20 protein-coding genes are annotated in these 25,317 nt (G+C 71.4%); 12 read left to right on the top strand and 8 right to left on the bottom strand.

Features of this window, described 5'->3' with window-relative positions; all coding sequences use genetic code 11:
* Positions 1 to 103: 103 nt before the first annotated feature.
* Positions 104 to 1,369, bottom strand: coding sequence for a class I SAM-dependent methyltransferase (locus ACZ562_RS08085; RefSeq protein ID WP_471175126.1), 1,266 nt, complete (start codon positions 1,367 to 1,369; stop codon positions 104 to 106).
* A 102-nt stretch (positions 1,370 to 1,471) separates the two neighbouring features.
* Between ACZ562_RS08085 and ACZ562_RS08080 the strand changes: the two genes are divergently transcribed.
* From ACZ562_RS08080 to groL, 4 genes are all read left to right on the top strand, one after another.
* Complete coding sequence (locus ACZ562_RS08080) at positions 1,472 to 2,401, top strand: polysaccharide deacetylase family protein (RefSeq protein WP_471175124.1); 930 nt, start codon at positions 1,472 to 1,474, stop codon at positions 2,399 to 2,401.
* Positions 2,398 to 3,210, top strand: coding sequence for a polysaccharide deacetylase family protein (locus ACZ562_RS08075; protein ID WP_471175122.1), 813 nt, complete (start codon positions 2,398 to 2,400; stop codon positions 3,208 to 3,210). Before ACZ562_RS08080 ends, ACZ562_RS08075 begins: the two co-directional genes overlap by 4 nt.
* Positions 3,211 to 3,545: 335 nt before the next feature.
* A complete protein-coding gene (gene groES / locus ACZ562_RS08070) occupies positions 3,546 to 3,854 on the top strand; it encodes a co-chaperone GroES (RefSeq protein WP_003998759.1) in 309 nt (102 codons plus the stop codon).
* A gap of 115 nt (positions 3,855 to 3,969) precedes the next feature.
* Positions 3,970 to 5,595 (top strand): chaperonin GroEL, encoded by a 1,626-nt coding sequence (gene groL / locus ACZ562_RS08065; RefSeq protein WP_471175120.1) that lies wholly within the window; start codon positions 3,970 to 3,972, stop codon positions 5,593 to 5,595.
* Between the two features lie 88 nt (positions 5,596 to 5,683).
* On the opposite strand, the gene ACZ562_RS08060 is transcribed toward groL, so the two are convergent.
* The 3 genes from ACZ562_RS08060 to ACZ562_RS08050 all read right to left on the bottom strand — a co-directional run bounded on the left by ACZ562_RS08060 (position 5,684) and on the right by ACZ562_RS08050 (position 8,014).
* Positions 5,684 to 6,391: an ester cyclase gene (locus ACZ562_RS08060; RefSeq protein WP_471175118.1), complete on the bottom strand. Its 708-nt coding sequence runs from the start codon at positions 6,389 to 6,391 to the stop codon at positions 5,684 to 5,686.
* Between the two features lie 85 nt (positions 6,392 to 6,476).
* Positions 6,477 to 7,250 carry an SDR family NAD(P)-dependent oxidoreductase gene (locus tag ACZ562_RS08055; protein WP_471175116.1) on the bottom strand — a complete coding sequence of 258 codons (774 nt, stop codon included), beginning with the start codon at positions 7,248 to 7,250 and terminating at the stop codon, positions 6,477 to 6,479.
* 95 nt (positions 7,251 to 7,345) lie between these two features.
* Positions 7,346 to 8,014, bottom strand: a complete 669-nt coding sequence (locus ACZ562_RS08050) for an MOSC domain-containing protein (RefSeq protein ID WP_471175114.1) — start codon at positions 8,012 to 8,014, stop codon at positions 7,346 to 7,348.
* An 80-nt stretch (positions 8,015 to 8,094) separates the two neighbouring features.
* Between ACZ562_RS08050 and ACZ562_RS08045 the strand changes: the two genes are divergently transcribed.
* A complete protein-coding gene (locus tag ACZ562_RS08045) occupies positions 8,095 to 8,988 on the top strand; it encodes a LysR family transcriptional regulator (RefSeq protein ID WP_471175112.1) in 894 nt (297 codons plus the stop codon).
* 82 nt (positions 8,989 to 9,070) lie between these two features.
* On the opposite strand, the gene ACZ562_RS08040 is transcribed toward ACZ562_RS08045, so the two are convergent.
* Complete coding sequence (locus ACZ562_RS08040) at positions 9,071 to 9,400, bottom strand: WhiB family transcriptional regulator (RefSeq protein ID WP_471175110.1); 330 nt, start codon at positions 9,398 to 9,400, stop codon at positions 9,071 to 9,073.
* Positions 9,401 to 9,780: 380 nt separating this feature from the next.
* Between ACZ562_RS08040 and ACZ562_RS08035 the strand changes: the two genes are divergently transcribed.
* The 4 genes from ACZ562_RS08035 to ACZ562_RS08020 all read left to right on the top strand — a co-directional run bounded on the left by ACZ562_RS08035 (position 9,781) and on the right by ACZ562_RS08020 (position 14,747).
* Positions 9,781 to 10,392, top strand: a complete 612-nt coding sequence (locus ACZ562_RS08035; protein WP_003948568.1) for a response regulator transcription factor — start codon at positions 9,781 to 9,783, stop codon at positions 10,390 to 10,392.
* Positions 10,393 to 11,260: 868 nt separating this feature from the next.
* The gene (locus ACZ562_RS08030) at positions 11,261 to 11,848 is read left to right on the top strand and encodes a sigma-70 family RNA polymerase sigma factor (RefSeq protein WP_471175108.1); all 588 of its coding nucleotides are present in this window, start codon (positions 11,261 to 11,263) and stop codon (positions 11,846 to 11,848) included.
* Positions 11,849 to 12,002: 154 nt separating this feature from the next.
* The gene (guaB, locus tag ACZ562_RS08025) at positions 12,003 to 13,508 is read left to right on the top strand and encodes an IMP dehydrogenase (RefSeq protein WP_471175106.1); all 1,506 of its coding nucleotides are present in this window, start codon (positions 12,003 to 12,005) and stop codon (positions 13,506 to 13,508) included.
* Between the two features lie 114 nt (positions 13,509 to 13,622).
* Positions 13,623 to 14,747: a GuaB3 family IMP dehydrogenase-related protein gene (locus ACZ562_RS08020; RefSeq protein ID WP_471175103.1), complete on the top strand. Its 1,125-nt coding sequence runs from the start codon at positions 13,623 to 13,625 to the stop codon at positions 14,745 to 14,747.
* 62 nt (positions 14,748 to 14,809) lie between these two features.
* Here the strand turns inward: ACZ562_RS08020 and ACZ562_RS08015 are convergent, their stop codons facing one another.
* Together ACZ562_RS08015 and ACZ562_RS08010 are read right to left on the bottom strand one after the other, a co-directional pair.
* Positions 14,810 to 15,373, bottom strand: coding sequence for a hypothetical protein (locus tag ACZ562_RS08015; protein ID WP_471175101.1), 564 nt, complete (start codon positions 15,371 to 15,373; stop codon positions 14,810 to 14,812).
* A 126-nt stretch (positions 15,374 to 15,499) separates the two neighbouring features.
* Positions 15,500 to 16,708 (bottom strand): nucleotide sugar dehydrogenase, encoded by a 1,209-nt coding sequence (locus ACZ562_RS08010; protein ID WP_471175099.1) that lies wholly within the window; start codon positions 16,706 to 16,708, stop codon positions 15,500 to 15,502.
* Between the two features lie 273 nt (positions 16,709 to 16,981).
* Here ACZ562_RS08010 and ACZ562_RS08005 point away from each other — a divergent pair, with 273 nt between their 5' ends.
* Positions 16,982 to 18,688 carry a glycerol-3-phosphate dehydrogenase/oxidase gene (locus ACZ562_RS08005; RefSeq protein ID WP_471175097.1) on the top strand — a complete coding sequence of 569 codons (1,707 nt, stop codon included), beginning with the start codon at positions 16,982 to 16,984 and terminating at the stop codon, positions 18,686 to 18,688.
* Positions 18,689 to 18,777: 89 nt separating this feature from the next.
* On the opposite strand, the gene ACZ562_RS08000 is transcribed toward ACZ562_RS08005, so the two are convergent.
* On the bottom strand, positions 18,778 to 19,824 hold the full coding sequence (locus ACZ562_RS08000; RefSeq protein ID WP_471175095.1) for a serine hydrolase domain-containing protein: 1,047 nt from the start codon (positions 19,822 to 19,824) through the stop codon (positions 18,778 to 18,780).
* Between the two features lie 209 nt (positions 19,825 to 20,033).
* On the opposite strand from ACZ562_RS08000, the gene ACZ562_RS07995 reads away from it, so the two are divergent.
* Complete coding sequence (locus ACZ562_RS07995; RefSeq protein WP_471175093.1) at positions 20,034 to 22,163, top strand: serine/threonine-protein kinase; 2,130 nt, start codon at positions 20,034 to 20,036, stop codon at positions 22,161 to 22,163.
* A 164-nt stretch (positions 22,164 to 22,327) separates the two neighbouring features.
* On the top strand, positions 22,328 to 25,264 hold the full coding sequence (locus ACZ562_RS07990; RefSeq protein ID WP_471175091.1) for a protein kinase: 2,937 nt from the start codon (positions 22,328 to 22,330) through the stop codon (positions 25,262 to 25,264).
* Positions 25,265 to 25,317 lie beyond the last annotated feature (53 nt).

Here is a 25,317-nt window from a genome sequence, read left to right as displayed (position 1 = left end):
TGCACGCCCTTCTGCAACGGCCCGGAGCCGACGGCGAGTTCGTTCGCCCCGGCGACGGCCGGTTCCTCCGCTCCGGCCCGCCCGGACGCCACGGCGCCGGATCTCACGGTGCTGCGGACGACGGCCGGTCAGGAGCGGCGGCAGGCGCCCCCGCGGGAGCTCCGACCAGCATGGTCGGGGCCCCCGCGACGCGTGTCAGGAACACGGTGGCCGAGTTGGGGCCGTGCGACCTGGGAAGCGCCTTGCGCCGCAGTTCCTCCGGCTCGACCGCCGATCCCCGCTTCTTCACCGTCAGGACCCCGACCTCGCGCTCCCGCAACAGAGCCTTCAACCTCTTCACGTTGAAGGGCAGTTGGTCGGTGATCTCGTAGGCCGAGGCGTACGGCGTCGGCCGCAGCCCGTCCGCGGTGATGTACGCGATGGTCTCGTCGATCAGCCCGCCGTCGAGTTCCTCGGCCACGTCCGCGACCAGATGGGCCCGGATGACGGCGCCGTCGGGCTCGTACAGGTAGCGTCCGACAGGGCGTACCCGAGGGTCCGGCAGGCCGCGTCCGAGCAGCGTGCGCGGCCCCGGCAGCAGGGTGGCGCGCACCGCCCCCGGCGCGGTGCCGAACCACAGCACCGCCTCCTTCACGTCCCCGCCGTCGGAGATCCACTCCGCCTCGGCCTCGGCGGGCACCGTCTCGTGCGGGATGCCGGGGGCGATCTTCAGAGCGGCGTGCGGCGCCCTGCGGGCCGCTTCCACCGCCCACGACAGCGGCGGTGAGTACGCCTCCGGGTCGAAGATCCTCCCGCCCGTCGCCCGGCCACCGCCCCTCGGTGACGCGCCTCGCGCGGCCCCTCCCGGCCTGCCGCCGCGCCGGGCGGGGTCGACGAACACGGCGTCGTAGCCGGCCGTGTCCACGTCCGTGACGTCCGCCTCCCGTACCTCGATCAGGCCGGCGAGGCCCAGCGCCTCCGCGTTCGCGCGCGCCGCCGCCGCCGTCAGCGGGTCCCGGTCCACTGCGAGGACCCGGATCCCGGCACGGGCCAGCGCGATCGCGTCCCCGCCGATCCCGCAGCACAGGTCCGCGACGGAGGTGACCCCCAGCGCCTTCAGACGTCCGGCCCGGTACGTCGCCACGCTCGCCCGGGTCGACTGCTCGACCCCGTTCGGTGTGAAGAACATCCGCCCCGCGTCCTCGGCCCCGAACTTCGCCGCCGCCCGCTGCCGCAGCCGCGCCTGCCCGAGCGCGGCCGACACCAGTTCGGCGGGGTGCTCGCGCCGCAGCCGGGTGGCGACGGCGAGTTCCCGCGCGGGGTCGGTGCCGCGCACCTCGTCGAGGAGGGCGCGGCCTTCGGGGGTGAGGAGGGCGTCGAGGTCGTTCACCGGCTCATTGTGGGCCAGTCGGTGGATGGTGCGCCTCCGGAGACGGGGCGGGCCGGGGTGTCGGCCGGGGGCGGCGGTGGTGTCCTGCGAAGATCCGGGCCCATGCGAGCAGTACGAAAAAATGACAAATACCGGACTTCTGTGGTGGCGCGGGTCCGCGGCGCAGTCGCCGTGCTCGCCGTGGCCGCCCTCGCCTCGGGCTGCGCCCCGAGCGGCTCCGAGGAAGTGCAACCGGCCTCCGGACAGCAGCCCCTGAAGGCGCCCCCGGCCCGCGCCCTCCAGCAGTACGCCGCCCAACTGCGCGCCGCGCAGGCCGCCCGGGTCGCCGCCACGAAGCGCTGGGGTCTGGCGAAGGTCCCGCTGCCGGCACCGCCGCCCCCCGCGAAGAAGCCGGTCATCAAGACCCGCAAGGGCTTCGAGGTGGACGACCACGAGGAACTCGGCCTCCCCCCGGTCTTCACCACCGTCCCCACCAAGCAGAAGGTCGTCTTCCTCACCATCGACGACGGCGCCGAGAAGGACCGGGCCTTCCTGCGCATGATGAGCGACCTGAAGATCCCGTACACCGCCTTCCTCAGCGACTACCTGATCAAGGAGGACTACGGCTACTTCAAACGGATGCAGGACAGGGGGGTGGTGCTGGACAACCACACCCTGCACCACCCGTACCTGCCAGGGCTGTCGTACGCCCGCCAGAAGCGCGAGATCTGCGGCATGCAGGACGTGATCGAGAAGCGCTACGGCACACGGCCGGCCCTCTTCCGCCCGCCCTTCGGCAGCTACAACCAGGACACCCTGCGCGCCGCGAAGAGCTGCGGCATCAAGTACGCCCCGCTGTGGGACCAGGAGGTCTTCGTCGACCGCTGGGAGTACCGCGAGTGGGACCGGGACATCCACCCCGGCGACATCGTCCTCAGCCACTTCCGCGGCAGGGAGCTGTGGAAGGGCACGATGCCCGACATGATCCGCCGCTTCATGGACAAGATCACGGCCAAGGGGTACGCGGTGGCCCGGCTGGAGGACTACCTGTGAGGCTGCGGGCGCTGGCGGCCGCGGCGCTGGCGGCCGCACTCCTCGGCGGCTGCGCCCAGTCCGTCGATCCCATCGAACGGCTCGGCAAGAAGGCGGCCCGGAAGGTGGGAACGCACGGGCCGGCCGGGAAGCCCGCGTACCGCCGGTGGGGCCTCACCGCCCCCGTGCTCCCGGCCCCGCACCCGCCCGACCGGCCCGCCGGCGCGCGCACGGCGGGCTCGGGCCTCCCGCCCGTCGTGGACCGCGTCCGCACCCGCGACCGGGTGGTCTTCCTGACCTACGACGACGGCGCCGAGAAGGACCCGCGGTTCGTTGACATGGTCCGTGAACTGCGGCTCCCCATCAGCCTGTTCCTCACGGACAGCGTCGTCGGACCGGGCTACGGCCACTTCGCCCGCCTCCAGTCGGTCGGCGCGGGCGTCCAGAACCACACCCTCGACCACGCCGCCCTGCGCGGCCTGCCCTATGCCGGCCAGCGCGCCGAGATCTGCGGCCAGCAGGACAAACTCAAGTCCCGCTTCGGCATCCGCCCCCGTCTCTTCCGGCCTCCCTACGGCACGTACGACACGACCACCCTCCGCGCCGCCGCCGACTGCGGTCTCTCGGCGGTCGTCCTGTGGCGCTCGTCCATGGAAGGCGACGGCACCCTCACCTACGCCGAGGGCGAGCACCGCCTGCGCCCCGGCGACATCGTGTCGCTCCCGTCGAGGGAGCCGACCGGCACGACACTGAGGGAACGGACGGCTCGGCTGCTGCGGGAGGCGCGGGGGGCGGGGCTGACGGTGGGTCGGCTGGAGGACTACCTGTAACGCTCTTCTCGGCGCCGGCCGCGGCGTGCCGGCCCGTCCGGCGTTTGCGGACGAGGCCGTTCAGGCCGAAAGCGGGGGCCTGGGGGCGGCAGCCCCAGACACGCCGGCACAGGGCAACAACACGGGAACGCCCGCCGAAAACCCGCCGCCACGCCGTGGGCATTGGCACTCCGCTTGACCGAGTGCTAATCGCGGTCATAGTCTCGGCACTGGCACTCCCCCCTGGAGAGTGCCAACCAAGCGACGGGCAGGTCCGGCACCCGCGACGACGGATCGACCTGGTCGCCACCTCAGACAGTTAACCCCGTGAGATCTCCGAAGGGGGAGGTCGGATCGTGACGACCACCAGCTCCAAGGTTGCCATCAAGCCGCTCGAGGACCGCATCGTGGTCCAGCCGCTCGACGCCGAGCAGACCACCGCCTCTGGCCTGGTCATCCCGGACACCGCCAAGGAGAAGCCCCAGGAGGGCGTCGTCCTGGCCGTGGGCCCGGGCCGCTTCGAGAACGGCGAGCGTCTTCCGCTCGACGTCAAGACCGGCGACATCGTGCTGTACAGCAAGTACGGCGGCACCGAGGTGAAGTACAACGGCGAGGAGTACCTCGTCCTCTCGGCTCGCGACGTGCTCGCGATCATCGAGAAGTAATTCACCCTGAAGCATTTGCTTTGAGCTGCGCCCCTGGCCCCCGCGACCAATAACTAGCCGGGCGCCCGGGGCGCAGTCTCTTTTCACCTAGATTTCCGAGAGGGCTCACGCTCCCATGGCGAAGATCCTGAAGTTCGACGAGGACGCCCGTCGCGCCCTCGAGCGCGGCGTCAACAAGCTTGCCGACACGGTCAAGGTGACGATCGGCCCGAAGGGCCGCAACGTCGTCATCGACAAGAAGTTCGGCGCTCCCACCATCACCAACGACGGTGTCACCATCGCCCGCGAGGTCGAGGTCGAGGACCCGTACGAGAACCTCGGCGCCCAGCTGGTGAAGGAGGTGGCGACCAAGACCAACGACATCGCGGGTGACGGCACCACCACCGCCACCGTGCTCGCCCAGGCGCTGGTGCGCGAGGGCCTGAGGAACGTCGCCGCGGGTGCCTCCCCGGCCGCCCTGAAGAAGGGCATCGACGCCGCCGTCGCCGCGGTCTCCGAGGAGCTCCTCGCGACCGCCCGCCCGATCGACGAGAAGTCCGACATCGCCGCCGTCGCCGGTCTGTCCGCCCAGGACACGCAGGTCGGCGAGCTCATCGCCGAGGCGATGGACAAGGTCGGCAAGGACGGTGTCATCACCGTCGAGGAGTCCAACACCTTCGGTCTGGAGCTGGACTTCACCGAGGGCATGGCCTTCGACAAGGGCTACCTGTCGCCGTACTTCGTGACGGACCAGGAGCGCATGGAGGCCGTCCTCGACGAGCCGTACATCCTCATCAACCAGGGCAAGATCTCCTCGATCCAGGACCTGCTGCCGCTGCTGGAGAAGGTCATCCAGACCAACTCCTCCAAGCCGCTGCTGATCATCGCCGAGGACGTGGAGGGCGAGGCCCTCTCCACCCTCGTCGTGAACAAGATCCGCGGCACCTTCAACGCGGTCGCGGTCAAGGCCCCCGGCTTCGGTGACCGCCGCAAGGCGATGCTGCAGGACATGGCGATCCTCACCGGCGCCACGGTCGTCTCCGAGGAGGTCGGCCTCAAGCTCGACCAGGTCGGCCTGGACGTGCTCGGCTCCGCCCGCCGTGTCACGGTCACCAAGGACGACACGACGCTGGTCGACGGCGCCGGCAAGTCCGAGGACGTCCACGGCCGCGTCGCGCAGATCAAGGCCGAGATCGAGAACACGGACTCCGACTGGGACCGCGAGAAGCTCCAGGAGCGCCTTGCGAAGCTGGCCGGCGGCGTGTGCGTGATCAAGGTCGGCGCCGCCACCGAGGTGGAGCTGAAGGAGAAGAAGCACCGTCTGGAGGACGCCATCTCCGCGACCCGCGCCGCGGTCGAGGAGGGCATCGTCTCCGGTGGTGGCTCCGCTCTGGTCCACGCCGTGAAGGTCCTCGAGGGCAACCTCGGCAAGACCGGCGACGAGGCCACGGGTGTCGCGGTCGTCCGTCGCGCCGCCGTCGAGCCGCTGCGCTGGATCGCCGAGAACGCCGGCCTCGAGGGCTACGTCATCACCTCCAAGGTCGCCGAGCTCGAGAAGGGCCAGGGCTTCAACGCCGCGACCGGCGAGTACGGCGACCTGGTGAAGCAGGGCGTCATCGACCCGGTCAAGGTCACCCGCTCCGCCCTGGAGAACGCCGCCTCCATCGCCTCCCTCCTGCTGACGACCGAGACCCTGGTCGTCGAGAAGAAGGAAGAGGAAGAGCCGTCCGCCGCGGGCCACGGTCACGGCCACGCGCACTGACGCGAGCCGTTCGAGCAGCGAGTGAGGCCCGGCACCCACGGGGGTGCCGGGCCCCACCGGCGTTCGGGTGCCGGGCCTCACCGGCGTGCTACTTCTCCAGCGCTTCCAGCGCCCCCAGCTGGGCCATCAGCCCCAGCCGGTCGTACTGCCACCAGCCCTCGGCGATCTTCCCGTCCTCGCGGCACCGGAAGGTGGTCGTCCCGGTCATCGTGACCTGCTTCCGGCTGGCCGGAATCCCCATGAAGTCGCCCTTGTGGGTGCCCTGCCAGGTCCAACGGGTGCACACCCTGTCACCTTCGGAGATCTGGTCCTCGATCGTGAACGCGAAGTCGAAGCCGCCGCGCCACATCTCCATCTCGCGCCGCATGGCGTCCATGCCGATGGTGTCCTGCTCGTTGGCGGGATCGTGGTCGTGGTAGTCCTCGGCCATCAGCCCGTCGAGCGGCGGCAGGTCGCCCCTGGTCGCGGCGGTCTCGAACAGCCGCCGCGCGTTCGCCGCGTACAACTGCTCGTCGCGCACCACGTCCAGATCGGTGAACGTGGGCATCTCGTCGCAGAGAGCGACCATCTCCTGGAAGATCCTGTCGGTCTCGGGCAGGTTCGAGTTCCGCATCGCCTCCTCGTACGACGGAAACTCCACGATCTCCACGAAGTGCGACGCGTCGGACCGGTCCCTGCCGACCAGGTCGTGTGTCGCGGTCCGCTTCCCATGAGTCTGCTCGACCCACCTGTCCATCAGCTGGTTCAACTCGTCGAACCGGCTGGTCTTGCAGTCGATGAGCTGTACGAACGTCATGACGCAGCCTCCAGCCCCCCTGGGCCCGCTGTTGTCCCGCCCATTTTCTCACCAGAGGGCCGACGTCACCCGGTCGGCGGAAGGCTCACTGCGGCCCGTACTTGCGCCCGGTCCGGGAACTGATCCCCCCGAGCAGGCCCCTCGGCACCACCTTCGCGACGCCCATCAACGCCTTGTACCGCGCATCCGGGATGGACACCGACTTGCCGCGCGCCAGATCCCCGAGCGCCGCCGCCACAAGTTTGTCCGCGTCCAGCCACATCCAGCCGGGGATGTTGTCCGTGCCCATCCCGGCCCGCTCATGGAACTCCGTGCGCACGAACCCGGGGCACAGCGCCATCAGACGCACCCCGCTGCCCGCCAGATCCCGCGCCGCTCCCTGCGTGAACTGCACGACCCACGCCTTGGACGCCCCGTACGTCCCGCGCGGCACGAACGCCGCGACCGAGGCGACGTTGACGACGCCGCCGCGGCCTCGCTCCCGCATGGCCTCCGTGGCCGCCGACGTCAGCCGCAGCACCGCCTCGCAGTGCACCTTGAGCATCTTCAGCTCGTCGGCCATGGACACGTCGAGATAGCGGCCCTTGTTGCCGAAGCCGGCGTTGTTGATCAGCAGGTCGACGGGATTCCTGCGGTCGGAGAGCCTGGCCGCCACCGCCTCGATGCCGCCGTCCGCCGCCAGGTCCGCCGTCAGCACCTCCGCCTCGATGCCGTGCCGGTCGTGCAGTTCGGTCGCCTGCTCCCGCAGCCGTTTGGTGTCCCGTGCCACCAGGACCAGGTCGTGTCCGTCAGCCGCGAGCCGCCGCGCGAACGCGGCACCGATGCCCGCGGTCGATCCCGTAATCAAAGCCGTTGTCATGGCGCAACATTAGTGACACGACCGAGCACGTCCGGTTCCTGCCCGCACCCTCCCGATCAGTGGAGGTACGGCGGTAACCGTCCGGTGAGACCCCGTCACGACCCGTACTTCTCCACGTACTTCCGTGCCGCCTCCAGCGACTCCGGGTGCAGCGCCGCACCCGCCGCGAGCAGCCCGGGCAGCAGCGCCCGCTCGGTGGTCACCGCCCGGAACTGCACCGCCACCGTCACGTCGTGATCCGGACGGTGCACGATCTCGACCGGGTCCCCGGCGCGTATCTCACCGGGTTCGATCACCCGCAGATACGCCCCCGGCGCACCCTTGCGCGTGAATCGCTTCACCCACCCCTTCTCAGCGAGATGGCCCTGGAAGGTCCGGCACGGAATCCGCCCGCTGGTGACCTCGAGGACCACCTCCGGCCCGACGCGCCAGCGCTCCCCGATCCGGGCGCCCGACACGTCCAGGCCCACGGTCGTGAGGTTCTCGCCGAACGCACCGCTCGCCAGCGGCCGCCCCAGCTCGCGCTCCCAGTCGTCCAGGTCCTCGCGCGCCACCGCGTACACCGCCTGGTCGTCGCCGCCGTGATGGCGTGTGTGGCACACCGCGTCCCCGGCCAGTCCGCTCGCCCCGACCCCCTTGGGCCCGGGAGCCGACACCCGCACCGGCCCGTCGGCCGGCCGCTTGTCGATACCGGTCAGTCCCTCCGGCTGGTCCGTGTACGGCACGGACTTCGCGCGGCCCAGGTTCACAGACAGAAGCTTCATGGCCGCACGGTAGGTGCCCAGGAGTCAAAGCGTCTACGGAATATTCGGCGGCGTACCAAAGAATCACTTATTCTCGAAGGATGATCGAAGCCCGTCATCTCCGCGTGCTGCGCGCCGTGGCCACCACCGGCTCCTTCTCGGCCGCGGGCCGCGAGCTCGGCTGCACCCAGCCCGCCGTCAGCCAGCAGATGAAGGCCCTGGAGGCCTCGGTGGGCACGCCCCTGCTGATCCGCAGCGGGCGCGAGATGCGGCTGACGCAGGCCGGTGAGGCGCTGGTCCGGCACGCCGCGGGGATCCTCGCCGGACTCACCGCGGCGGAGGAGGAGGTGGCCGCCATCGCGGGGCTGCGCGCCGGGAGGGTACGGCTCGTCTCCTTCCCCAGCGGCAGCTCCACCCTCGTCCCCACGGCCCTCGCCGCCCTGCGCGCCGCGCACCCCGGCACCCGCGTCTCCCTGGAGGAGGCCGAGCCGCCGGCCTCCGTCGAGCTGCTGCGCGAGGGCGACTGCGACGTGGCACTCGCCTTCCGCTACGAGCGGGCATCGGCGGAGGAGTGGGAAGACCTCGTCGTACGACCGCTGCTGACCGACCGGCTGGTCGCCCTCGTCCCCGAACGGCACCGGCTCGCGGGCGCGGAGTCCGTCGCCATCGTGGAACTCGCGGAAGAGCCGTGGATCGCGGGCTGCCCGCGCTGTCGCGGCCAGTTGGTCGAGGTGTGCGAAGGAGCGGGCTTCACGCCCCGCATCGACTTCGCGACCGACGACTATCCGGCGGTCGTGGGCCTGGTGCGCGCGGGTCTCGGCGTCGCCGTCCTGCCCCAGCTCGCCGTCGAGTCCGTACGGCCGCGGGGTGTACGCACGGTGACATTGGAGCCCGCGGTGCGGCGGGAGATCGTCGGGCTCACGCTGCCCGACCTTGCGCAGGTGCCGGCGGTGGCGGCGACGCTGGAGCAGCTGGTGCTGGCGGCGGCGAGATGAGGTCCGTCGCGGCGTCCCCGTAGGGCATGCCTCGGAGCAGAAGTAAGGGCACGCAGACGCGTGCCCGAGGTGCAGAAACGTTTCAGTGGCTCGCGGTATCGCCGCCGCCGGGGGCCGACGCCGACACCAGCCGGTTGCGCGCCCGCCCCATGAGTTCTTCGCGCTCGTCCTCGGTCAGTCCGCCCCACACGCCGTACGGCTCGCGCACCGCCAGCGCGTGCGCCGCGCACTGCGCGCGCACGGGGCATCTCATGCAGACCTCCTTGGCCGAGTTCTCACGAGCGCTCCGGGCCGCACCGCGCTCGCCCTCCGGATGGAAGAAGAGCGAGCTGTCCACCCCGCGACAGGCGGCCAGGAGCTGCCAGTCCCACAGGTCCGCGTTCGGTCCGGGAAGGCGGGAGAAATCTGCCATTGCGTGACCCCTTGCAGCCGTTCTGTGCGGATACGGTGACAACGACGGTACATCTACTATCTAAGGAGATGAAAATATGACTCATTGCGAATCTAGCCTCACGCGCCAGTAAATGGGAAGAAAAGAGGCTGAATGGGGCATGGGTTGTGATGAAAGATTGGGGGTCCGTCGCGCATGTCTGCGCCGTATCCGCGCCCTCACGTAGAGTGCCGAAGATGGCATACGGCCCCGTAACTCTTTCGAGTGACCGTCGTTGAGAGGGCGGAGGCGGTTGAAACAACAAGTGCTCGGGCAGGCGTCCGAGCCGGTCGACCGCACAGGTGACGATTCGTACCAGCCTGGAGGCTCAAGGTGACGTGCATCAGCTGCGGAGGGCGGCCATGACATCCGTCCTCGTCTGCGACGACTCCCCGCTTGCCCGAGAGGCGCTCCGCCGCGCGGTCGCGACCGTGCCCGGCGTCGAGCGCGTGACGACGGCTGCCAACGGCGAGGAAGTCCTCCGCCGCTGGGGAGCCGACCGCTCGGACCTGATCCTTATGGACGTACGCATGCCCGGGCTGGGCGGCGTCGAGACCGTCCGCCGGCTGCTGTCCGCCGACCCCGGTGCCCGCATCATCATGCTCACCGTCGCCGAGGACCTCGACGGCGTGGCGCTCGCGGTCGCCGCCGGCGCGCGCGGGTATCTGCACAAGGACGCCTCCCGCGCGGAGTTGCGGGCGACCGTCACCCAGGCCCTCGCCGACCCCACCTGGCGGCTCGCCCCGCGCCGGCTGCGCTCCGCGGAGATGGGCGCCGCGCCCACCCTCACCGCGCGCGAGATCCAGGTCCTCGAGGGCATGAGCCACGGCCGCTCCAACGCGGAGATCGGCCGCGAGCTGTTCCTCTCCGAGGACACCGTCAAGACCCACGCCCGGCGGCTCTTCAAGAAGCTCGGCGCCTCGGACCGGGCGCACGCCGTGGCACTCGGCTTCCGGTGGGGCCTGGTTCGCTAGTGCCGGGTCAGCCAAGGTCCGCCCCGTCGCGACGCCCGGCACGCCCTCTCGCCGCACCGGCCGAAAGCCCGCGTACGTCCAGTACGAGGACTTCCGGCCGGCACGCCGAGAGCACGCACCGGACGCCGCTCCTTGACGGGCAAACCTTGGCTGACCCGGCACTAGGCCCTGTCGTCACATTCCCGCCTGCCCCGCGACGCCGTGCACGCTCCCCCCACTGCCCTAAAAAGGCGTGGGAGGTGCCCCCACTCGCCGCATCGGGCCTTTGCCCAAGTGCATCCAGCACGAGGGCCAGGGCCAGGCACGCCGAGAGCACGCACCTGACGCCGCGGGGCCCGCGCTCCGGGCGGACGACGGGAATGTGACGAGACCCAGGGCCTGCCCGGCGATCAGGTCGGAGGAAGGCGGCGGCATGTGGACAACACGGGTGAGCGGGGTCATGGCGGTCCCCCCGCTCGAGCGAAGCCGAGCGTGGGGGAGCCGGCAACCGATGGCAACGCCGGTGGGGGCACCTCCCGCCCGAGCGAAGCCGAGCGTGGGGGATGGCGTGCCGGACCCCGCGTCTCCGGCAAGATCCGCCGGACAGATCCTCAGGGCGTCGGGTGTGTTGTAGCGGGGGGCATGAAGCGTCCGGGGATCCCCGCCTACCGCACGGTGGGCGCGGATGGCAAACGGGGCCGCCGGGTGCCCGCTGCTCGTTTCGCCGCGGATGCCGCATCCTTGAGGTGTGGAGTTCCTCGGGGACAAGTCGGTCGAGCGGAAGGGGAGGGCGCAGGGGATGAGTTCCGGCGCACCTGCTCATAACGCTTCGGTGCACAACAATGGGCGTGGTACCACGCATCGGACGCCGCCAAGGCACGATGGACCGATGCGTGACGACGATGCGGCCACTGCCCAAGGGGCGATCGGTGCGCTCGTCCACCGCGCAGTCGACGGGGACGAGCAGGCCACGCACGACCTGCTCGCCCATGTCCACCCCCTGGCGCTGCGCTATTGCCGCACCCGTCTGTCCCGGCTACCGGGCGACGCGCGGCACTTCGTCGAGGACCTGGCCCAGGAGGTCTGCGTCGCGGTCCTCCTCGCCCTGCCGCGCTACAAGGACACCGGCCGCCCCTTCGAGGCGTTCGTCTTCGCCATCGCCGCGCACAAGGTCGCCGATCTGCAGCGGGCGGCCATGCGCCATCCGGGCTCGACGGCGGTCCCGTCGGACGAGATGCCCGAGCGCCCGGACGACTCGCTTGGCCCCGAGGAGCGGGCCCTGCTGAGCAGCGACGCCGAATGGGCCAAGAAACTGCTCGCCAACCTCCCCGAGAACCAGCGCGAGCTGCTCCTGCTCCGTATCGCGGTGGGCCTCACGGCCGAGGAGACGGGTCAGATGTTGGGAATGTCACCGGGAGCCGTCCGGGTGGCACAGCACAGGGCGCTGAGCCGGCTGCGGGCGCTCGCCGAGCAATAGGAAGTGCCAGGCCCCGCCTTCAAGTGAACAGGCGCTCCCCGGATTCCGTACGAACATACGAAGCCCGGAGTCACCTCGAACCGTGGAATTTGAGAGCCGTGCTTCCCGTTAGCATGGACATCCGCACCGATCAGGGCCATTTGGGGAAGGTGTCATGACTGCCAACGTCGACGGAGTGCCCGGTAAATTCGCGACACTCGGGCTGACCTACGACGACGTGCTGCTGCTGCCGGGCGCGTCGGACATGGCGCCCGACGAGATCGACACCGCCTCGCACGTCTCAAAGAACGTGCGGGTCAACATCCCGCTCCTGTCCGCCGCCATGGACAAGGTCACCGAGTCGCGCATGGCGATCGCGATGGCCCGCCAGGGCGGCGTCGGTGTACTGCACCGCAACCTCTCCATCGAGGACCAGGCCAACCAGGTGGACCTGGTGAAGCGCTCCGAGTCCGGCATGGTCACGGACCCCATCACGATCCACCCGGACGCCACGCTCGCCGAGGCCGACGCGCTGTGCGGCAAGTTCCGCATCAGCGGAGTCCCGGTCACCGACGGCAACAAGAAGCTGCTCGGCATCGTCACCAACCGCGACATGGCCTTCGAGACCGACCGCTCGCGCCGGGTGCGCGAGGTCATGACGCCGATGCCGCTGGTCACCGGCAAGGTCGGCATCTCCGGTGTCGAGGCCATGGAGCTGCTGCGCAAGCACAAGATCGAGAAGCTTCCGCTGGTCGACGACGAGGGCGTCCTCAAGGGCCTGATCACCGTCAAGGACTTCGTCAAGGCGGAGAAGTACCCGAACGCCGCGAAGGACGGCGAGGGCCGGCTCCTCGTCGGTGCCGCGGTCGGTGTCGCCGGTGACGCCTTCGAGCGCGCCCAGGCCCTGATCGAGGCCGGTGTCGACTTCATCGTCGTCGACACCGCGCACGGCCACTCCAGGCTGGTCGGCGACATGGTCGCCAAGATCAAGTCCAACTCTTCGGGTGTCGACGTCATCGGCGGCAACATCGCCACCCGCGACGGCGCCCAGGCCCTCATCGACTCCGGTGTCGACGGCATCAAGGTCGGCGTCGGCCCCGGCTCGATCTGTACCACCCGCGTGGTCGCCGGCATCGGCGTACCGCAGGTCACGGCCATCTACGAGGCGTCCCTCGCCGCCAAGGCGGCCGGCATCCCGGTCATCGGCGACGGTGGTCTGCAGTACTCCGGCGACATCGCGAAGGCCCTGGTCGCGGGCGCCGACACGGTGATGCTCGGCTCGCTGCTGGCCGGCTGCGAGGAATCGCCGGGCGAGCTGATGTTCATCAACGGCAAGCAGTTCAAGTCGTACCGCGGCATGGGCTCGCTGGGCGCCATGCAGTCCCGCGGCGACCGCAAGTCGTTCTCCAAGGACCGCTATTTCCAGGAGGGCGTCGCCTCCGACGAGCAGCTGGTCCCCGAGGGCATCGAGGGCCAGGTGCCCTACCGCGGCCCGCTGTCCTCCGTCGTCCACCAGCTGGTCGGCGGCCTGCGCCAGTCGATGTTCTACGTCGGCGGCCAGACGGTGCCGGAGCTCCAGGAGAAGGGCCGCTTCGTCCGGATCACCTCCGCGGGCCTGAAGGAGAGCCACCCGCACGACATCCAGATGACGGTCGAGGCGCCGAACTACAGCCGTAAATGACCTTCACGCACGCGTGAGGCATGCCGAGGGCGGCTCCGGAGGCTCCGGGGCCGCCCTTGTCGTACCCGTCGGCGATACTGGAGACGCTGAAACGCAGAGGGAAAGGCCACAGACGTGACTGAGATCGAGATCGGGCGCGGCAAGCGCGGCCGCCGGGCGTACGCCTTCGACGACATCGCCGTCGTCCCCAGCCGCCGTACGCGGGACCCGAAGGAGGTCTCGATCGCCTGGCAGATCGACGCCTACCGCTTCGAGCTGCCCTTCCTGGCAGCTCCCATGGACTCCGTCGTCTCCCCGGCCACCGCGATCCGCATCGGCGAGCTCGGCGGCCTCGGCGTGCTGAACCTCGAGGGCCTGTGGACGCGGTACGAGGACCCGCAGCCGCTGCTCGACGAGATCGCCGAGCTGGACGCGGACACGGCCACCCGCCGCATCCAGGAGATCTACTCCGCCCCCATCAAGGAGGAGCTGATCGGTGCGCGCCTCAAGGAGGTGCGCGACTCGGGCGTGGTCACCGCTGCAGCGCTGTCCCCGCAGCGCACCGCGCAGTTCTCCAAGGCGGTCGTCGACGCGGGCGTGGACATCTTCGTCATCCGCGGTACGACGGTCTCGGCGGAGCACGTCTCCGGCTCGCACGAGCCGCTGAACCTGAAGCAGTTCATCTACGAGCTCGACGTCCCGGTGATCGTCGGCGGCTGCGCCACGTACACCGCGGCCCTGCACCTGATGCGTACGGGCGCGGCCGGCGTCCTGGTCGGTTTCGGCGGCGGCGCGGCCCACACCACGCGCAACGTCCTGGGCATCCAGGTCCCCATGGCCACGGCCGTGGCCGACGTGGCCGCCGCCCGCCGCGACTACATGGACGAGTCCGGCGGCCGGTACGTGCACGTGATCGCGGACGGCGGCGTCGGCTGGTCAGGCGACCTGCCCAAGGCGATCGCCTGCGGCGCCGACTCGGTGATGATGGGCTCCCCGCTCGCGCGCGCGACCGACGCGCCGGGCAGGGGCCACCACTGGGGCATGGAGGCGGTCAACGAGGAGCTGCCGCGCGGCAAGAAGGTCGACCTGGGCACGGTCGGCACCATCGAGGAGGTTCTCACCGGCCCGTCCCACACGCCGGACGGCTCGATGAACTTCTTCGGCGCCCTGCGCCGCGCCATGGCCACCACCGGCTACAGCGAGCTCAAGGAGTTCCAGCGGGTCGAGGTGACGGTGGCGGACTCACAGCACAAGCGGTGAGCCGTACGACGTGAAAGGGCCCGTCCACCGGGAGGTGGGCGGGCCCTTTTCGAGGTACGCCGTTACGCCGTGGCTGCCTTCTTGGCGCCGGAGAAAGCGGCGAACGCGCCGATGGCGAGGAACAGGAAGGTCATCGCGTCGGCGGTCTCGCTCCATCCCTCGGTCAGCAGGTCGAAGTGCTCGGTGAACAGCGTGGTCGCGGAGACGCCCAGCTCGTCGGCGCCGATCATCGCGATGCCGATGAGCTGGCCGAGGTAGACGGCGCCCAGCGAGAGGACGGCGCTCACCACGGGCAGCACCGGGTTGGGGCCGCCGAGCTTGCCCGCGGCGAAGCCGATGACGAAGCCGACGCCGATCGCCGCGTAGCCGATCTCGTACTCGGTGGCGCCGACGATGCCGCCGTAGATCCCGGCGGTGACCAGGGCCGCGACCACGGCGGCGACAAGGCCGAGGGCGATGTTGTTGCGCACCGGCGCGGCCACCACCGGGGGCGGCGGCACGGCGCCGGGCTGCTGGGCGTACGGGTTGCCGTCGCCCGGCTGCTGGGCGGCGTACGGGTTGCCGCCGACGGGCTGCTGGGCGTACGGGTTGCCGTCGCCGGGCTGCGGCGGAACTGGCTGGGTCATGACAGGGATCCCCCCACGGGACTGGTGAACGAGCGGTGTGGTGTGCGCACGACAGTGCGACGAGTCGCCGAAGAGTAGCAAAGACACCGGCCCGCTCCACCAGGGAATTCAGGGGGAGGCCGGTACTCAGAGCCGGTGTGCGGCCCCGGTCGGCGTCGCCCCCCGCGTGTCCAGCAGGAGCTGGGCCTTCACCGACAGGCCCTGGAGGTCGTAGGTGCGGTGGTGCTGGAGCAGGATCGTCAGGTCGGCGTCCGCGGCGGCTTCGTAGAGGGAGTCGGCGCGCGGGACCGGACGGTCCAGGACGCTCCAGGACGGGATGTGCGGGTCGTGGTAGCTGACGGAGGCGCCCAGCTCCATCAGCCGGATCGCGATCTCGTGGGCGGGAGTGGCCTGTTGGTCGGCGAGGTCGGGCTTGTAGGCGACGCCGAGGAGCAGTACGCGGGCCCCGCGCGCGGACTTTCCGTGCTCGTTGAGGAGGGCCGCGGCGCGCTGGATGACGTAGCGGGGCATCTGGCTGTTGACCTGCTGGGCAAGTTCGACCATCCGCAGCGTGCGGCCCGCGTGCCCGGTCAGGTCCTGTGGGACGGCATGGCCGCCGACGCCGGGGCCGGGGCGGAAGGCCTGGAAGCCGAACGGCTTGGTCTCCGCGCAGCGGATGACGTCCCACAGGTCGACGCCCAGGCCGTGGCACAGGACGGCCATCTCGTTGACGAGGGCGATGTTGACGTGCCGGTAGTTGGTCTCCAGCAGCTGCACGGTTTCCGCTTCGCGTGGTCCACGCGCGCGTACCACCTTGTCGGTGAGACGGCCGTAGAAGGCGGCGGCCGACTCGGTGCAGGCGGGGGTGAGGCCGCCGATGACCTTCGGGGTGTTGGCGGGGGTGAAGTCGCGGTTGCCGGGGTCGACGCGGCTGGGTGAGTACGCGAGATGGAAGTCGCGGCCCGCGCGCAGCCCCGAGCCCTCTTCGAGGAGCGGGCGCAGGAATTCCTCCGTGGTGCCTGGGTACACGGGTGACTCCAGGATCACCGTGGTGTGCGGGCGCAGCCGCGCGGCCAGGGTGCGGGCGGCCGTCTCCACCTGGCTCAGATCGAGTCCGCCGTCCGCGCCCCGCGGGGTCGGGGCGCAGATGACCGCGGTGCGCACCCGGCCGAGCTCGGCCGGGCCGACGGCCGTCCGGAAGCCCCCCGAGAGCATCCGGCGCAGTTCGGCGGCGCTGAGGGAGCCGGCCTCGGGTCCCGTCTTGTAGCCGAGCGTGGGGATGCCGGCGGCGACGGCGGCCTGGGCCAGGGGCAGGCCGTAGGGGCCGAGTCCGATGACGGCGAGATCTGCGGGCATGGAGTGGGCCGTCCTTCCCAATAGCCGAAGCGGGACAGGTGCGCAAGCCGTGTGGACAGGACGGGCGAGCGCAATGTCAGACTAGGAGTAAATATGACCGACATGCGGGATTGGCTGACTGTGTGTTCCGGCCGGTCGTCGAGGGTTGTCCACAGGCTGGGGGTGAGTGGTGGCTGAAGTCGGGCAAGCCGGTCAGAATCTGGTCATGGGGGATTCGGACCGGGCCTCATCCCCGACGGGTGCGGCCGGCACGACTGACAGCGGGAGGCAGCGGTGAGGACAGCGACACTGGGGCCGGCGCGACGCGCCGAGTCACTCGCAGCAATGGCCGAGCGGGAGCTGGACGTGCTGGTCGTGGGCGCGGGCGTGGTCGGTGCGGGCACCGCGCTCGATGCCGTCACCCGCGGTCTGTCCACGGGCCTGGTCGAGGCGCGTGACTGGGCGTCGGGCACGTCGAGCAGGTCCAGCAAGCTCATCCACGGCGGCCTGCGCTATCTGGAGATGCTCGACTTCGCGCTTGTGCGGGAGGCGTTGAAGGAACGCGGCCTGCTGCTGGAGCGGCTCGCCCCGCATCTGGTGAAGCCGGTGCCGTTCCTCTACCCGCTCCAGCACCAGGGCTGGGAGCGTCTGTACGCCGGAGCGGGCGTCGCTCTCTACGACGCCATGTCGATGGCCCGTGGTCACGGCCGCGGGCTGCCCGTCCACCGCCACCTGACCCGCCGTCACGCCCTGCGTGTCGCACCCGCCTTGAAGAAGGACGCGCTGGTCGGCGCCCTCCAGTACTACGACGCACAGATGGACGACGCCCGATATGTGGCGACGCTCGTGCGCACGGCGGCGTCGTACGGCGCGAGCGTGGCCAACCGTGCACGCGTGACCGGGTTCCTGCGCGAGGGCGAACGCGTGGTCGGCGCCCGCGTGCAGGACGTGGAGGGGGGCGGCGAGTACGAGATCCGCGCCAAACAGGTCGTGAACGCGACCGGCGTGTGGACCGACGACACCCAGGCGATGGTGGGAGAGCGGGGACAGTTCCACGTCCGGGCGTCCAAGGGCATCCACCTCGTCGTGCCCAAGGACCGCATCCACTCCTCGACCGGGCTGATCCTGCGCACGGAGAAGTCCGTGCTGTTCGTCATCCCGTGGGGCCGCCACTGGATCGTCGGGACGACGGACACCGGCTGGGACCTCGACAAGGCGCACCCCGCCGCGTCCAGCGCGGACATCGACTACCTCCTGGAGCATGTGAACTCGGTGCTCGCGGTACCGCTGACCCGGGACGACGTACAGGGGGTGTACGCGGGTCTGCGCCCGCTGCTCGCCGGGGAGTCGGACGCCACCAGCAAACTGTCGCGCGAGCACACCGTGGCGCATCCGGTGCCCGGGCTCGTCGTCGTGGCGGGCGGCAAGTACACCACGTACCGTGTGATGGCCAAGGACGCGGTGGACGAGGCGGTGCACGGGCTCGACATGCGGGTCGCCGACAGCGTCACCGAGGACGTGCCGCTGCTCGGCGCCGAGGGGTACCCGGCGCTGTGGAACGCGCGAGCGCGGATCGCCGCCCGGACCGGTATCCACGTGGTGCGCGTGGAGCACCTCCTGAACCGGTACGGAACGCTGACCGAGGAGATCCTCGAGCTCATCGCCGCGGATGCCTCGCTGGGCGCGCCCCTGCAGGGGGCCGACGACTATCTGCGCGCCGAGATCGTGTACGCCGCCTCGCACGAGGGCGCCCGGCACCTGGACGACGTGCTGACCCGGCGCACGCGCATCTCGATCGAGACGTTCGATCGCGGGACGCGCAGCGCGCGGGAGGCCGCCGAACTGATGGCGCCGGTGCTCGGCTGGGACAAGGACCACATCGACCGGGAGATCGAGCACTACGAGAAGCGGGTGGAGGCCGAGCGGGAGTCGCAGCGGCAGCCCGACGACCTGACGGCGGACGCGGCGCGGCTGGGGGCGCCGGACATCGTGCCCTTGTAGAACCTCTCGGTTCCGCCCCCGCGTGCATCCCTCCCGGGATCACTCGAACGAGTGCGTAAACCGGGATCTTCGTTCGGAACCGGCTCGTTCTAGGAGGTGCGGGGGCAGAACTCGGCGGCGAGCAGCCGGGGTTCGAGTCCGGGATCTGTCACCGTGTCCGTGTTCACCCGGAAGGTGAGGACACGACGGCCGTCGATGGTGGCTGCGGTGCGCACGTAGCTGCCGGTGATGCGGCCGTTGTGCCCCCACACCGTGGTGCCGCACGGCAGCTCCACCGGAAACAGGCCCATGCCGTACGAGCCGTGTGCGGTGCGGGTGTCGAGCATCTCGCGCAGCCGGCGCGGGGGCAGCAGTTCGCCGCCGAGCAGTGCCGAGTAGAAGCGGTCCAGGTCGGCGAGCGTGGTCACCAGCTCGCCCGCGGCGCCGGCCACCCGGGGGTCGAGCTCGGTGACGTCGGATCCGTCGGCGGCGTAGGCGCGGCCGTGCGGGGAGGGAAGCGCGGTGCGGGATCCGGGAAAGGAGGTGCCCGTCAGACGCAGGGGAGCGATGATGCGGCGCTCGGCCTCGGCGGCGTAGGAGCGGCCGGTGACCTGTTCGACGACCAGGCCGAGCAGAACGTAGTTGGTGTTCGAGTAGGAGTAGTGGCCGGGGACGGCCGGAGGGTGGGTGAGGGCTATGCGCACGGCCTGAAGAGGGGGCACGGGGACGACCCCCTCGGTGTCCGCGGTGAAGTCGTACAGGCCGCTGGTGTGGGTGAGCAGGGCGCGCAGGGTAAGCGCGCGGCCGTCGTTGCCCGCTCCGTGCACCAGGCCCGGCAGGTGCTGTTCCACCGTGTCGGACAGCGACAGCCGGTGTTCGGCCGCCAGTTGCAGGACCACGGTGGCGATGAAGGTCTTGGTTATGCTGCCGCCGCGGAAGTGATCGGCGAGGGCGATGCCCTGACCCGCGTGGGCGTAGCGGGTGCCGGTCTCCTCACGGGCCAGCAAAGCCGCGGCGGGGGCGCTGCCCCGCGTGACCAGCAGCGGAAGGACGGCGTCCGTGGGCGGTGTTGAATGCGCCGCCTGCGAGCCGGTCCCGGCCAGGCCGAGGAGCGCCAGGGCCATGGGGACGGCCAGGAGCGTCCGAAGCGGCGGCATCGCGGGGTCCTTCCTTCTCGCGGCCCATCATGCAGGGCCGCGAAAGGCGCGCCGCACCCGGTCCCCCCGGGTTTGTGAGCGCCGAAGGCGGGGACGGGTTCAGGGCTGTTGAGGCGGTCCCGGTGCCGTGAGAGACACCCTGGGCGTCGGGCACTTGTCGGGTGAGAGACAATGGAGCCTCTGTCAGGGCGGGTTGCATGAGGGGACGCATGTCGGAGGCGGAGCGGGCGGGGGCATCCCGGCAGGACAAGAGCGAGCGTCTCCTCGCCGGGCGGTACCGGCTGGGAGAGGTGCTCGGCCGCGGCGGCATGGGCACTGTGTGGCGTGCCGAGGACGAGACCTTGGGCCGCACGGTGGCCGTGAAGGAGCTGCGGTTCCCGTCCAGCATCGACGAGGACGAGAAACGGCGGCTGATCACGCGCACACTGCGTGAGGCCAAGGCGATCGCACGGATCCGCAACAACAGTGCGGTGACGGTCTTCGACGTGGTCGACGAGGACGACCGGCCCTGGATCGTGATGGAGCTCGTCGAGGGCAAGTCGCTCGCCGAGGCCATCCGGGAGGACGGCCTCCTGGAGCCCAGGCGCGCGGCCGAGGTCGGGCTCGCGATCCTCGACGTGCTGCGGTCCGCGCACCGCGAGGGCATCCTGCACCGCGACGTGAAGCCGTCGAACGTGCTGATCGCCGAGGACGGCCGGGTCGTGCTCACCGACTTCGGCATCGCGCAGGTCGAGGGCGACCCGTCCATCACCTCGACCGGCATGCTCGTCGGCGCGCCCTCCTACATCTCCCCGGAGCGAGCCCGCGGCCACAAGCCGGGGCCGGCGGCCGACCTGTGGTCGCTCGGCGGGCTGCTGTACGCGGCGGTCGAGGGGGTGCCGCCGTACGACAAGGGCTCCGCGATCGCGACGCTCACCGCGGTGATGACCGAGCCGCTCGGGGAGCCGAAGAACGCGGGACCGCTGAAGGACGTCATCTACGGGCTGCTCACCAAGGACCCCGAGAAGCGGCTCGACGACGCCGGTGCGCGGGCGATGCTCGACGCGGTACTCCATGCCCCCGCGCCCAAGGCGGCGGAGCCCGAGCCGGCGGATGCGACGAAGGTCGTGCCGCTGCCGGCGCAGCCGGGCGAGCGAGCCGGCAAGGCAACGACGGGCACCGGGAGCAAGCGCAGCGAGGAAGCCGCCGAGCGCTTCCGCGGGGCGCTGCGGTCCGTGCGGAAGGCCGCCGGAGCGGCGGCCACTTCGGCGACCGCGGCCCGCGCCGGGGCCGGGAGCGGTACGGCCGTTCCGGGTTCGCCCGACGCCGGCTCGCCCGGGGCCACGAAGGCCGGCAAGCCCGATGCGGCGGAGGAAAAGGGTGCGGCCGCGGGGTCGGCCACGACCCATGTGTCCAGTACGTCAGCAGGGGCGGGCGCGTCTGCCTCGGGGCGGGTGCCCGGTGCTCGTGAGCGGGAGGCACAAGGGGCGGCCAAGCCATCCGGCACCGCGAACGCGTCGACGAGCGGGCGGAGTTCGGGATGGCCCGTGATGACGCCGCCGGACCTGCCGCCGCGCCCCGCGCCCAGAGCGCCGCTCACCGATGTGGTGCCGCGGCGCACGCTGCTGATCATCGCGGTGGCCGTGGTGCTCGCCGTGATCGGCACGGTGCTGGCCTTCACGTTCGGCGGAGACGACGACTCGAACGGAGCCAAGAGCAGCGGGGGCGGTGCCAAGGTCACGGCCGGGGCGAGCGCGAGTGCCGCCACCAAGGAGGACAAGAGCGACAGCGCCCGGACGGACGGGGCCGGCGCGGCCGAGTCCGCCCCGGCCGGTTCGGAGTCCGGGAGCACTCCGGACTCCGAGGTGAGCCCGCCCGGCGGCAGCGGCAGCGGCTCGTCGGCAGACGGCTCCTCCGGTGGCGACAGCGCGGTGGCGTCGACGCACCAGGGCAGTCAGGGGTACTCGATCGGGCTGCCCGCGGGGTGGAAGTACCAGTCCACCGACGCGGCGGGGGACCGCTTCACCGGGCCCGACGGGCAGAAGCTGCTCGTCGCCTGGACGACCACGCCGAAGGGCGACCCGGTGGCGGACTGGAAGGACCAGGAGCAGTACATGACCCGCTCGCAGTACCGGAAGATCCGCATAGAGGAGGTGAAGTACCGGGGCTGGGACACGGCCGACTGGGAGTTCACCTATGTGGAGAGCGGGACGAAGTACCGGACGATCGACCGCGGCTTCGTCGTCGACGACCATCTCGGATATGCGCTGATGTACACCGCCAAAGCCGCCAAATGGGGCACTGAGCTGCGCAAGAACACATGGAAGACCCTGACCGGGACCTTCGAACCGAAGTCGTGAGATGAGCGCTTCCGCGTTTGGGACGTGAGATCTGGCATCCCCTCTTTGCGGGTTGCCTCCGGCACGTATCGTGAGTGGTTGCGGACCGTACGCATCCAGGTGGGTGTGCACAACGGGTCGCAGGGCGAACGGAATTGACCAACCAGGCTGCCGGGGGAGGCAACGTGGACGACTATGCGGGCCGGATACTCGCCGACCGCTACCGCCTGCCGCCGCCGCCCTCCGACGAGTACGAACTCACCGAATCCCGGGCCTTCGACACCTACAGCGGGCAGGAAGTCCTGGTCAGGCAGGTGCCGTTGCCGGAGGTCGTCGAGGCGGAGGTGCTCGACGCGGAGGGCCTGCCGGACGGTTTCACCGCACGCGTACCACGGGACCGCGGGGCGCGGGGACCCGTCGCGTCGCGCACGAGCACGCGGCGGCCCGCCGACCCGGCTGTCCGGCGGGCGGTCGAGGCCGCGCGGGCCGCGGCGCGGATCCCCGACCACCCCCGGCTCGACCAGGTCTTCGACGTGTTCGCCGAGGGCGGTTCGCTGTGGATCGTCAGCGAGTTGGTGTCCGCGCGGCCGCTGGCGACGCTGCTCGCCGAGAAGCCGCTGACGCCGTACCGGGCGGCCGAGGTCGCCTCCGACGTCCTCATGGCGCTGCGGGTGCTGCACGCCCACGGCTGGGTGCACCGGAATGTCACCGCGCGCACGGTGCTCGTGTGCGACGACGGCCGGGTGATGCTGACCGGCCTGGCGGTCGGGGCGGCGGAGGAGGCGCTGTGCGGGTATGACCCGGTGCCGGCCCAGGAGGGTGAGTGGGGCGCGGACGCGGGTCTCGGGGCCGCGGAGCTCGGTGACGGGCGCGGTGCGGCTTCTCGTGGAACGACGGATGTGACCGGTGCCGGCGCCTCCCGTGGGCCGGGCATCGGCGGTGCGTCCGGCTCCGGTGTCGCCCTCGGTTCCGGACCGGGGGCGACACCCGGCCCCGGTGCTGTGGATCCCGAGGCTGCCCGGCGGGCCGCCATCGACGCGCGTGCGGCCGGGGGGCTGCCGGCTCCGGGGGCGGACACGGCGACGGGGGCGGCGTCGTCTTCGGCCGCGCTTGCCCGCAGGGCCCCCGACGGCGGAGGGGACATCAGGGCCGCGCGGGCCGGAGCGATCGCCGCGTATCGCGCGGGGGCGCGGGCCGCGGCCCGGGTCCAGGAGGCGCAGCAGAACGGCCGGGCGGCCCTGCCTGGAGCCCGCCCCGCCTCCGAAGGCGCCGACGGGTCGGCACAGTCGTCGTACACCCCGGGAACCGGTGTGGAGCGCGCGCCTGGCACCACGCCCCCGGGCCGGATAGCCGACCCCTACGGCGTGGGCGCCACCCCCTGGCACGGTGCCGCGCCCCGCGGCGGAACCGACGGCACACCGCCGACCGGGCCCGACGGCCAGGGCACCCCGGGGCGTAGGGCCCTCCCTCTCGGAGACGACGGCGTCGTGACGCCGGGTCATACGGCAGTGCCGGACCAGGGCCGAACGTCATCGCCGGGGCATCCGTCATCGCCGGGACTCGGCGCAACGAGTCCGGGCCCCGGCGCCACATCAGCGCCCGGTCACACGTCAACGCCGGGCCTTGACCCCACGCCAGACCCCGGCCACACCGCGACGCGAGGCTCCGGCCACACCGCGACGCCGGGCCCCGGCGCAACGCCCATCGCCGGCACCCCGGCCCCAGGCCTCGGCGCGACCCCCGTCCGCGGCCTCGGCGCGACTCCCGCCCCCCGCGCCCGCTGGGACGACCTGGCGGCCGTTGCCCCCGTGGGCCGGGGCCCGGCCACCGCCTTGGCAGCTGAGCGGGCCCGGCAGGCGCGGATGGCTGTCGTCGGGCCCGTGACCGAGCGGTGGGCGCCCGAGCAGGCGGGGTCCGTGCACGAGAACTGGCAGCTGGCCGCGCCGATCGGGCCCGCGACCGACCTGTGGGCGCTCGGCGCGCTGCTCTTCCGGGCCGTACAAGGGCATGCGCCGTACCCGGAGGAGTCGACGGCCGAGCTGGTGCAGCTGGTGTGTGCGGAGCCGCCCGCGTTCGCCGAGGAGTGCGGCCCGCTGAGGCCGGTGGTGGAGTCGCTGCTGCGCCAGGACCCCACCGAGCGCCTGGACTTCGAGGAGCTGCGCGGCTGGCTGCGTTCCCTGGTGCGGTCGGCGCCCGAGCCGGAGGCCGGCGCGCACGTCGTCGCGGCGCCGCCCGTCGACGCGAGCCGGCTGCCCGTCGTACGCCGCCGCGGCGAGCTGGTGCGCAGGCGGCGCGCCGGGCTGCCCGCGGCCGGTGCGCACGGCCGGCACAAGCGGGCCCGGGAGGAGGCCCGCTCGCCGCGCAGTCTCGGCCGCACCCTGCTGCTGCTGATCCTGGTCGCGCTGGCCGCGGCGATCGCGTACGCCATGCTCTTCATGCCGAAGGCCGACCCGGACGACACGGGCGGCGCGGACCGGACCGGTGCCGCCGGTGAGGCCGGGCGGTTGCCCGGACAGTCCCCGGAGGCGAGCAGTGAGCCGCGCCCGGACCAGACGTCGCCGGCGGAGAACAGTCCCTCCCAGCCGACCGGTTCAACCGGTTCAACCGGTTCAAGTGGTTCGGCCGGTTCAAGTGGTTCGGCCGAAACCCAGACCACAGGTCCCGACGTAGCCGATGGTTTCACCCTGCGCGACGACGCTGCGGGTTTCCGCGTCGCCGTCGCCAAGGGCTGGGACCGTACGCCGGAGAACGGGCGCGGTCAGGTCGTGTACTCGCACGGGAACTTCGAGCTCATCGTCGTACCGGGGCGGGACGGCGCGGACGCGAACGGCAGCGATCCCATGGTGTACCAGCGGGAGAAGGAGCCCGAGCTGAAGCCGTACCGCGACTCCAGCTGGGCCACCGCCACCGGCCTGAAGACGATCCAGGTGGGCGGGCGGACCATGGCCGAGGGGCAGTTCACCTGGACCGGCGACGACGGCCGGGAGCTGTTCGTGCGCAACCTGGCGCTGCTCGTCGACGGCAAGTACCACGTGGTGCAGGTGCGCGGCCCGGAGGCCGAAAGAGACGAGGTGACGCGGCTGTTCGAACAGGCGTCGGCTACGTATCAGGTCACCGGGTGACGACCGGCCCCAACAGCGAGTGACCGTACGCCGTTGACGGCTCGACGGTTCAC

The sequence above is a fragment of the Streptomyces sp. NPDC040410 genome (assembly GCF_055595715.1).
Note: the sequence above shows the minus strand (reverse complement) of the source record. Positions and strands in the feature narration are given on the sequence as shown.

Excerpts from the sequence above, each read along its gene's own strand:
- guaB (WP_471175106.1), top strand. The coding sequence starts at position 12,003 with ATGACTGCCAACGTCGACGGAGTGCCCGGTAAATTCGCGACACTCGGG.
- ACZ562_RS08015 (WP_471175101.1), bottom strand. The coding sequence starts at position 15,373 with ATGACCCAGCCAGTTCCGCCGCAGCCCGGCGACGGCAACCCGTACGCC.
- ACZ562_RS08060 (WP_471175118.1), bottom strand. The coding sequence starts at position 6,391 with ATGACGTTCGTACAGCTCATCGACTGCAAGACCAGCCGGTTCGACGAG.
- ACZ562_RS08080 (WP_471175124.1), top strand. The coding sequence starts at position 1,472 with ATGCGAGCAGTACGAAAAAATGACAAATACCGGACTTCTGTGGTGGCG.
- ACZ562_RS08045 (WP_471175112.1), top strand. The coding sequence starts at position 8,095 with ATGATCGAAGCCCGTCATCTCCGCGTGCTGCGCGCCGTGGCCACCACC.
- ACZ562_RS08055 (WP_471175116.1), bottom strand. The coding sequence starts at position 7,250 with ATGACAACGGCTTTGATTACGGGATCGACCGCGGGCATCGGTGCCGCG.
- ACZ562_RS07995 (WP_471175093.1), top strand. The coding sequence starts at position 20,034 with ATGTCGGAGGCGGAGCGGGCGGGGGCATCCCGGCAGGACAAGAGCGAG.
- ACZ562_RS08035 (WP_003948568.1), top strand. The coding sequence starts at position 9,781 with ATGACATCCGTCCTCGTCTGCGACGACTCCCCGCTTGCCCGAGAGGCG.
- ACZ562_RS08010 (WP_471175099.1), bottom strand. The coding sequence starts at position 16,708 with ATGCCCGCAGATCTCGCCGTCATCGGACTCGGCCCCTACGGCCTGCCC.
- groL (WP_471175120.1), top strand. The coding sequence starts at position 3,970 with ATGGCGAAGATCCTGAAGTTCGACGAGGACGCCCGTCGCGCCCTCGAG.
- ACZ562_RS08040 (WP_471175110.1), bottom strand. The coding sequence starts at position 9,400 with ATGGCAGATTTCTCCCGCCTTCCCGGACCGAACGCGGACCTGTGGGAC.
- ACZ562_RS08050 (WP_471175114.1), bottom strand. The coding sequence starts at position 8,014 with ATGAAGCTTCTGTCTGTGAACCTGGGCCGCGCGAAGTCCGTGCCGTAC.
- ACZ562_RS08000 (WP_471175095.1), bottom strand. The coding sequence starts at position 19,824 with ATGCCGCCGCTTCGGACGCTCCTGGCCGTCCCCATGGCCCTGGCGCTC.
- ACZ562_RS08030 (WP_471175108.1), top strand. The coding sequence starts at position 11,261 with ATGCGTGACGACGATGCGGCCACTGCCCAAGGGGCGATCGGTGCGCTC.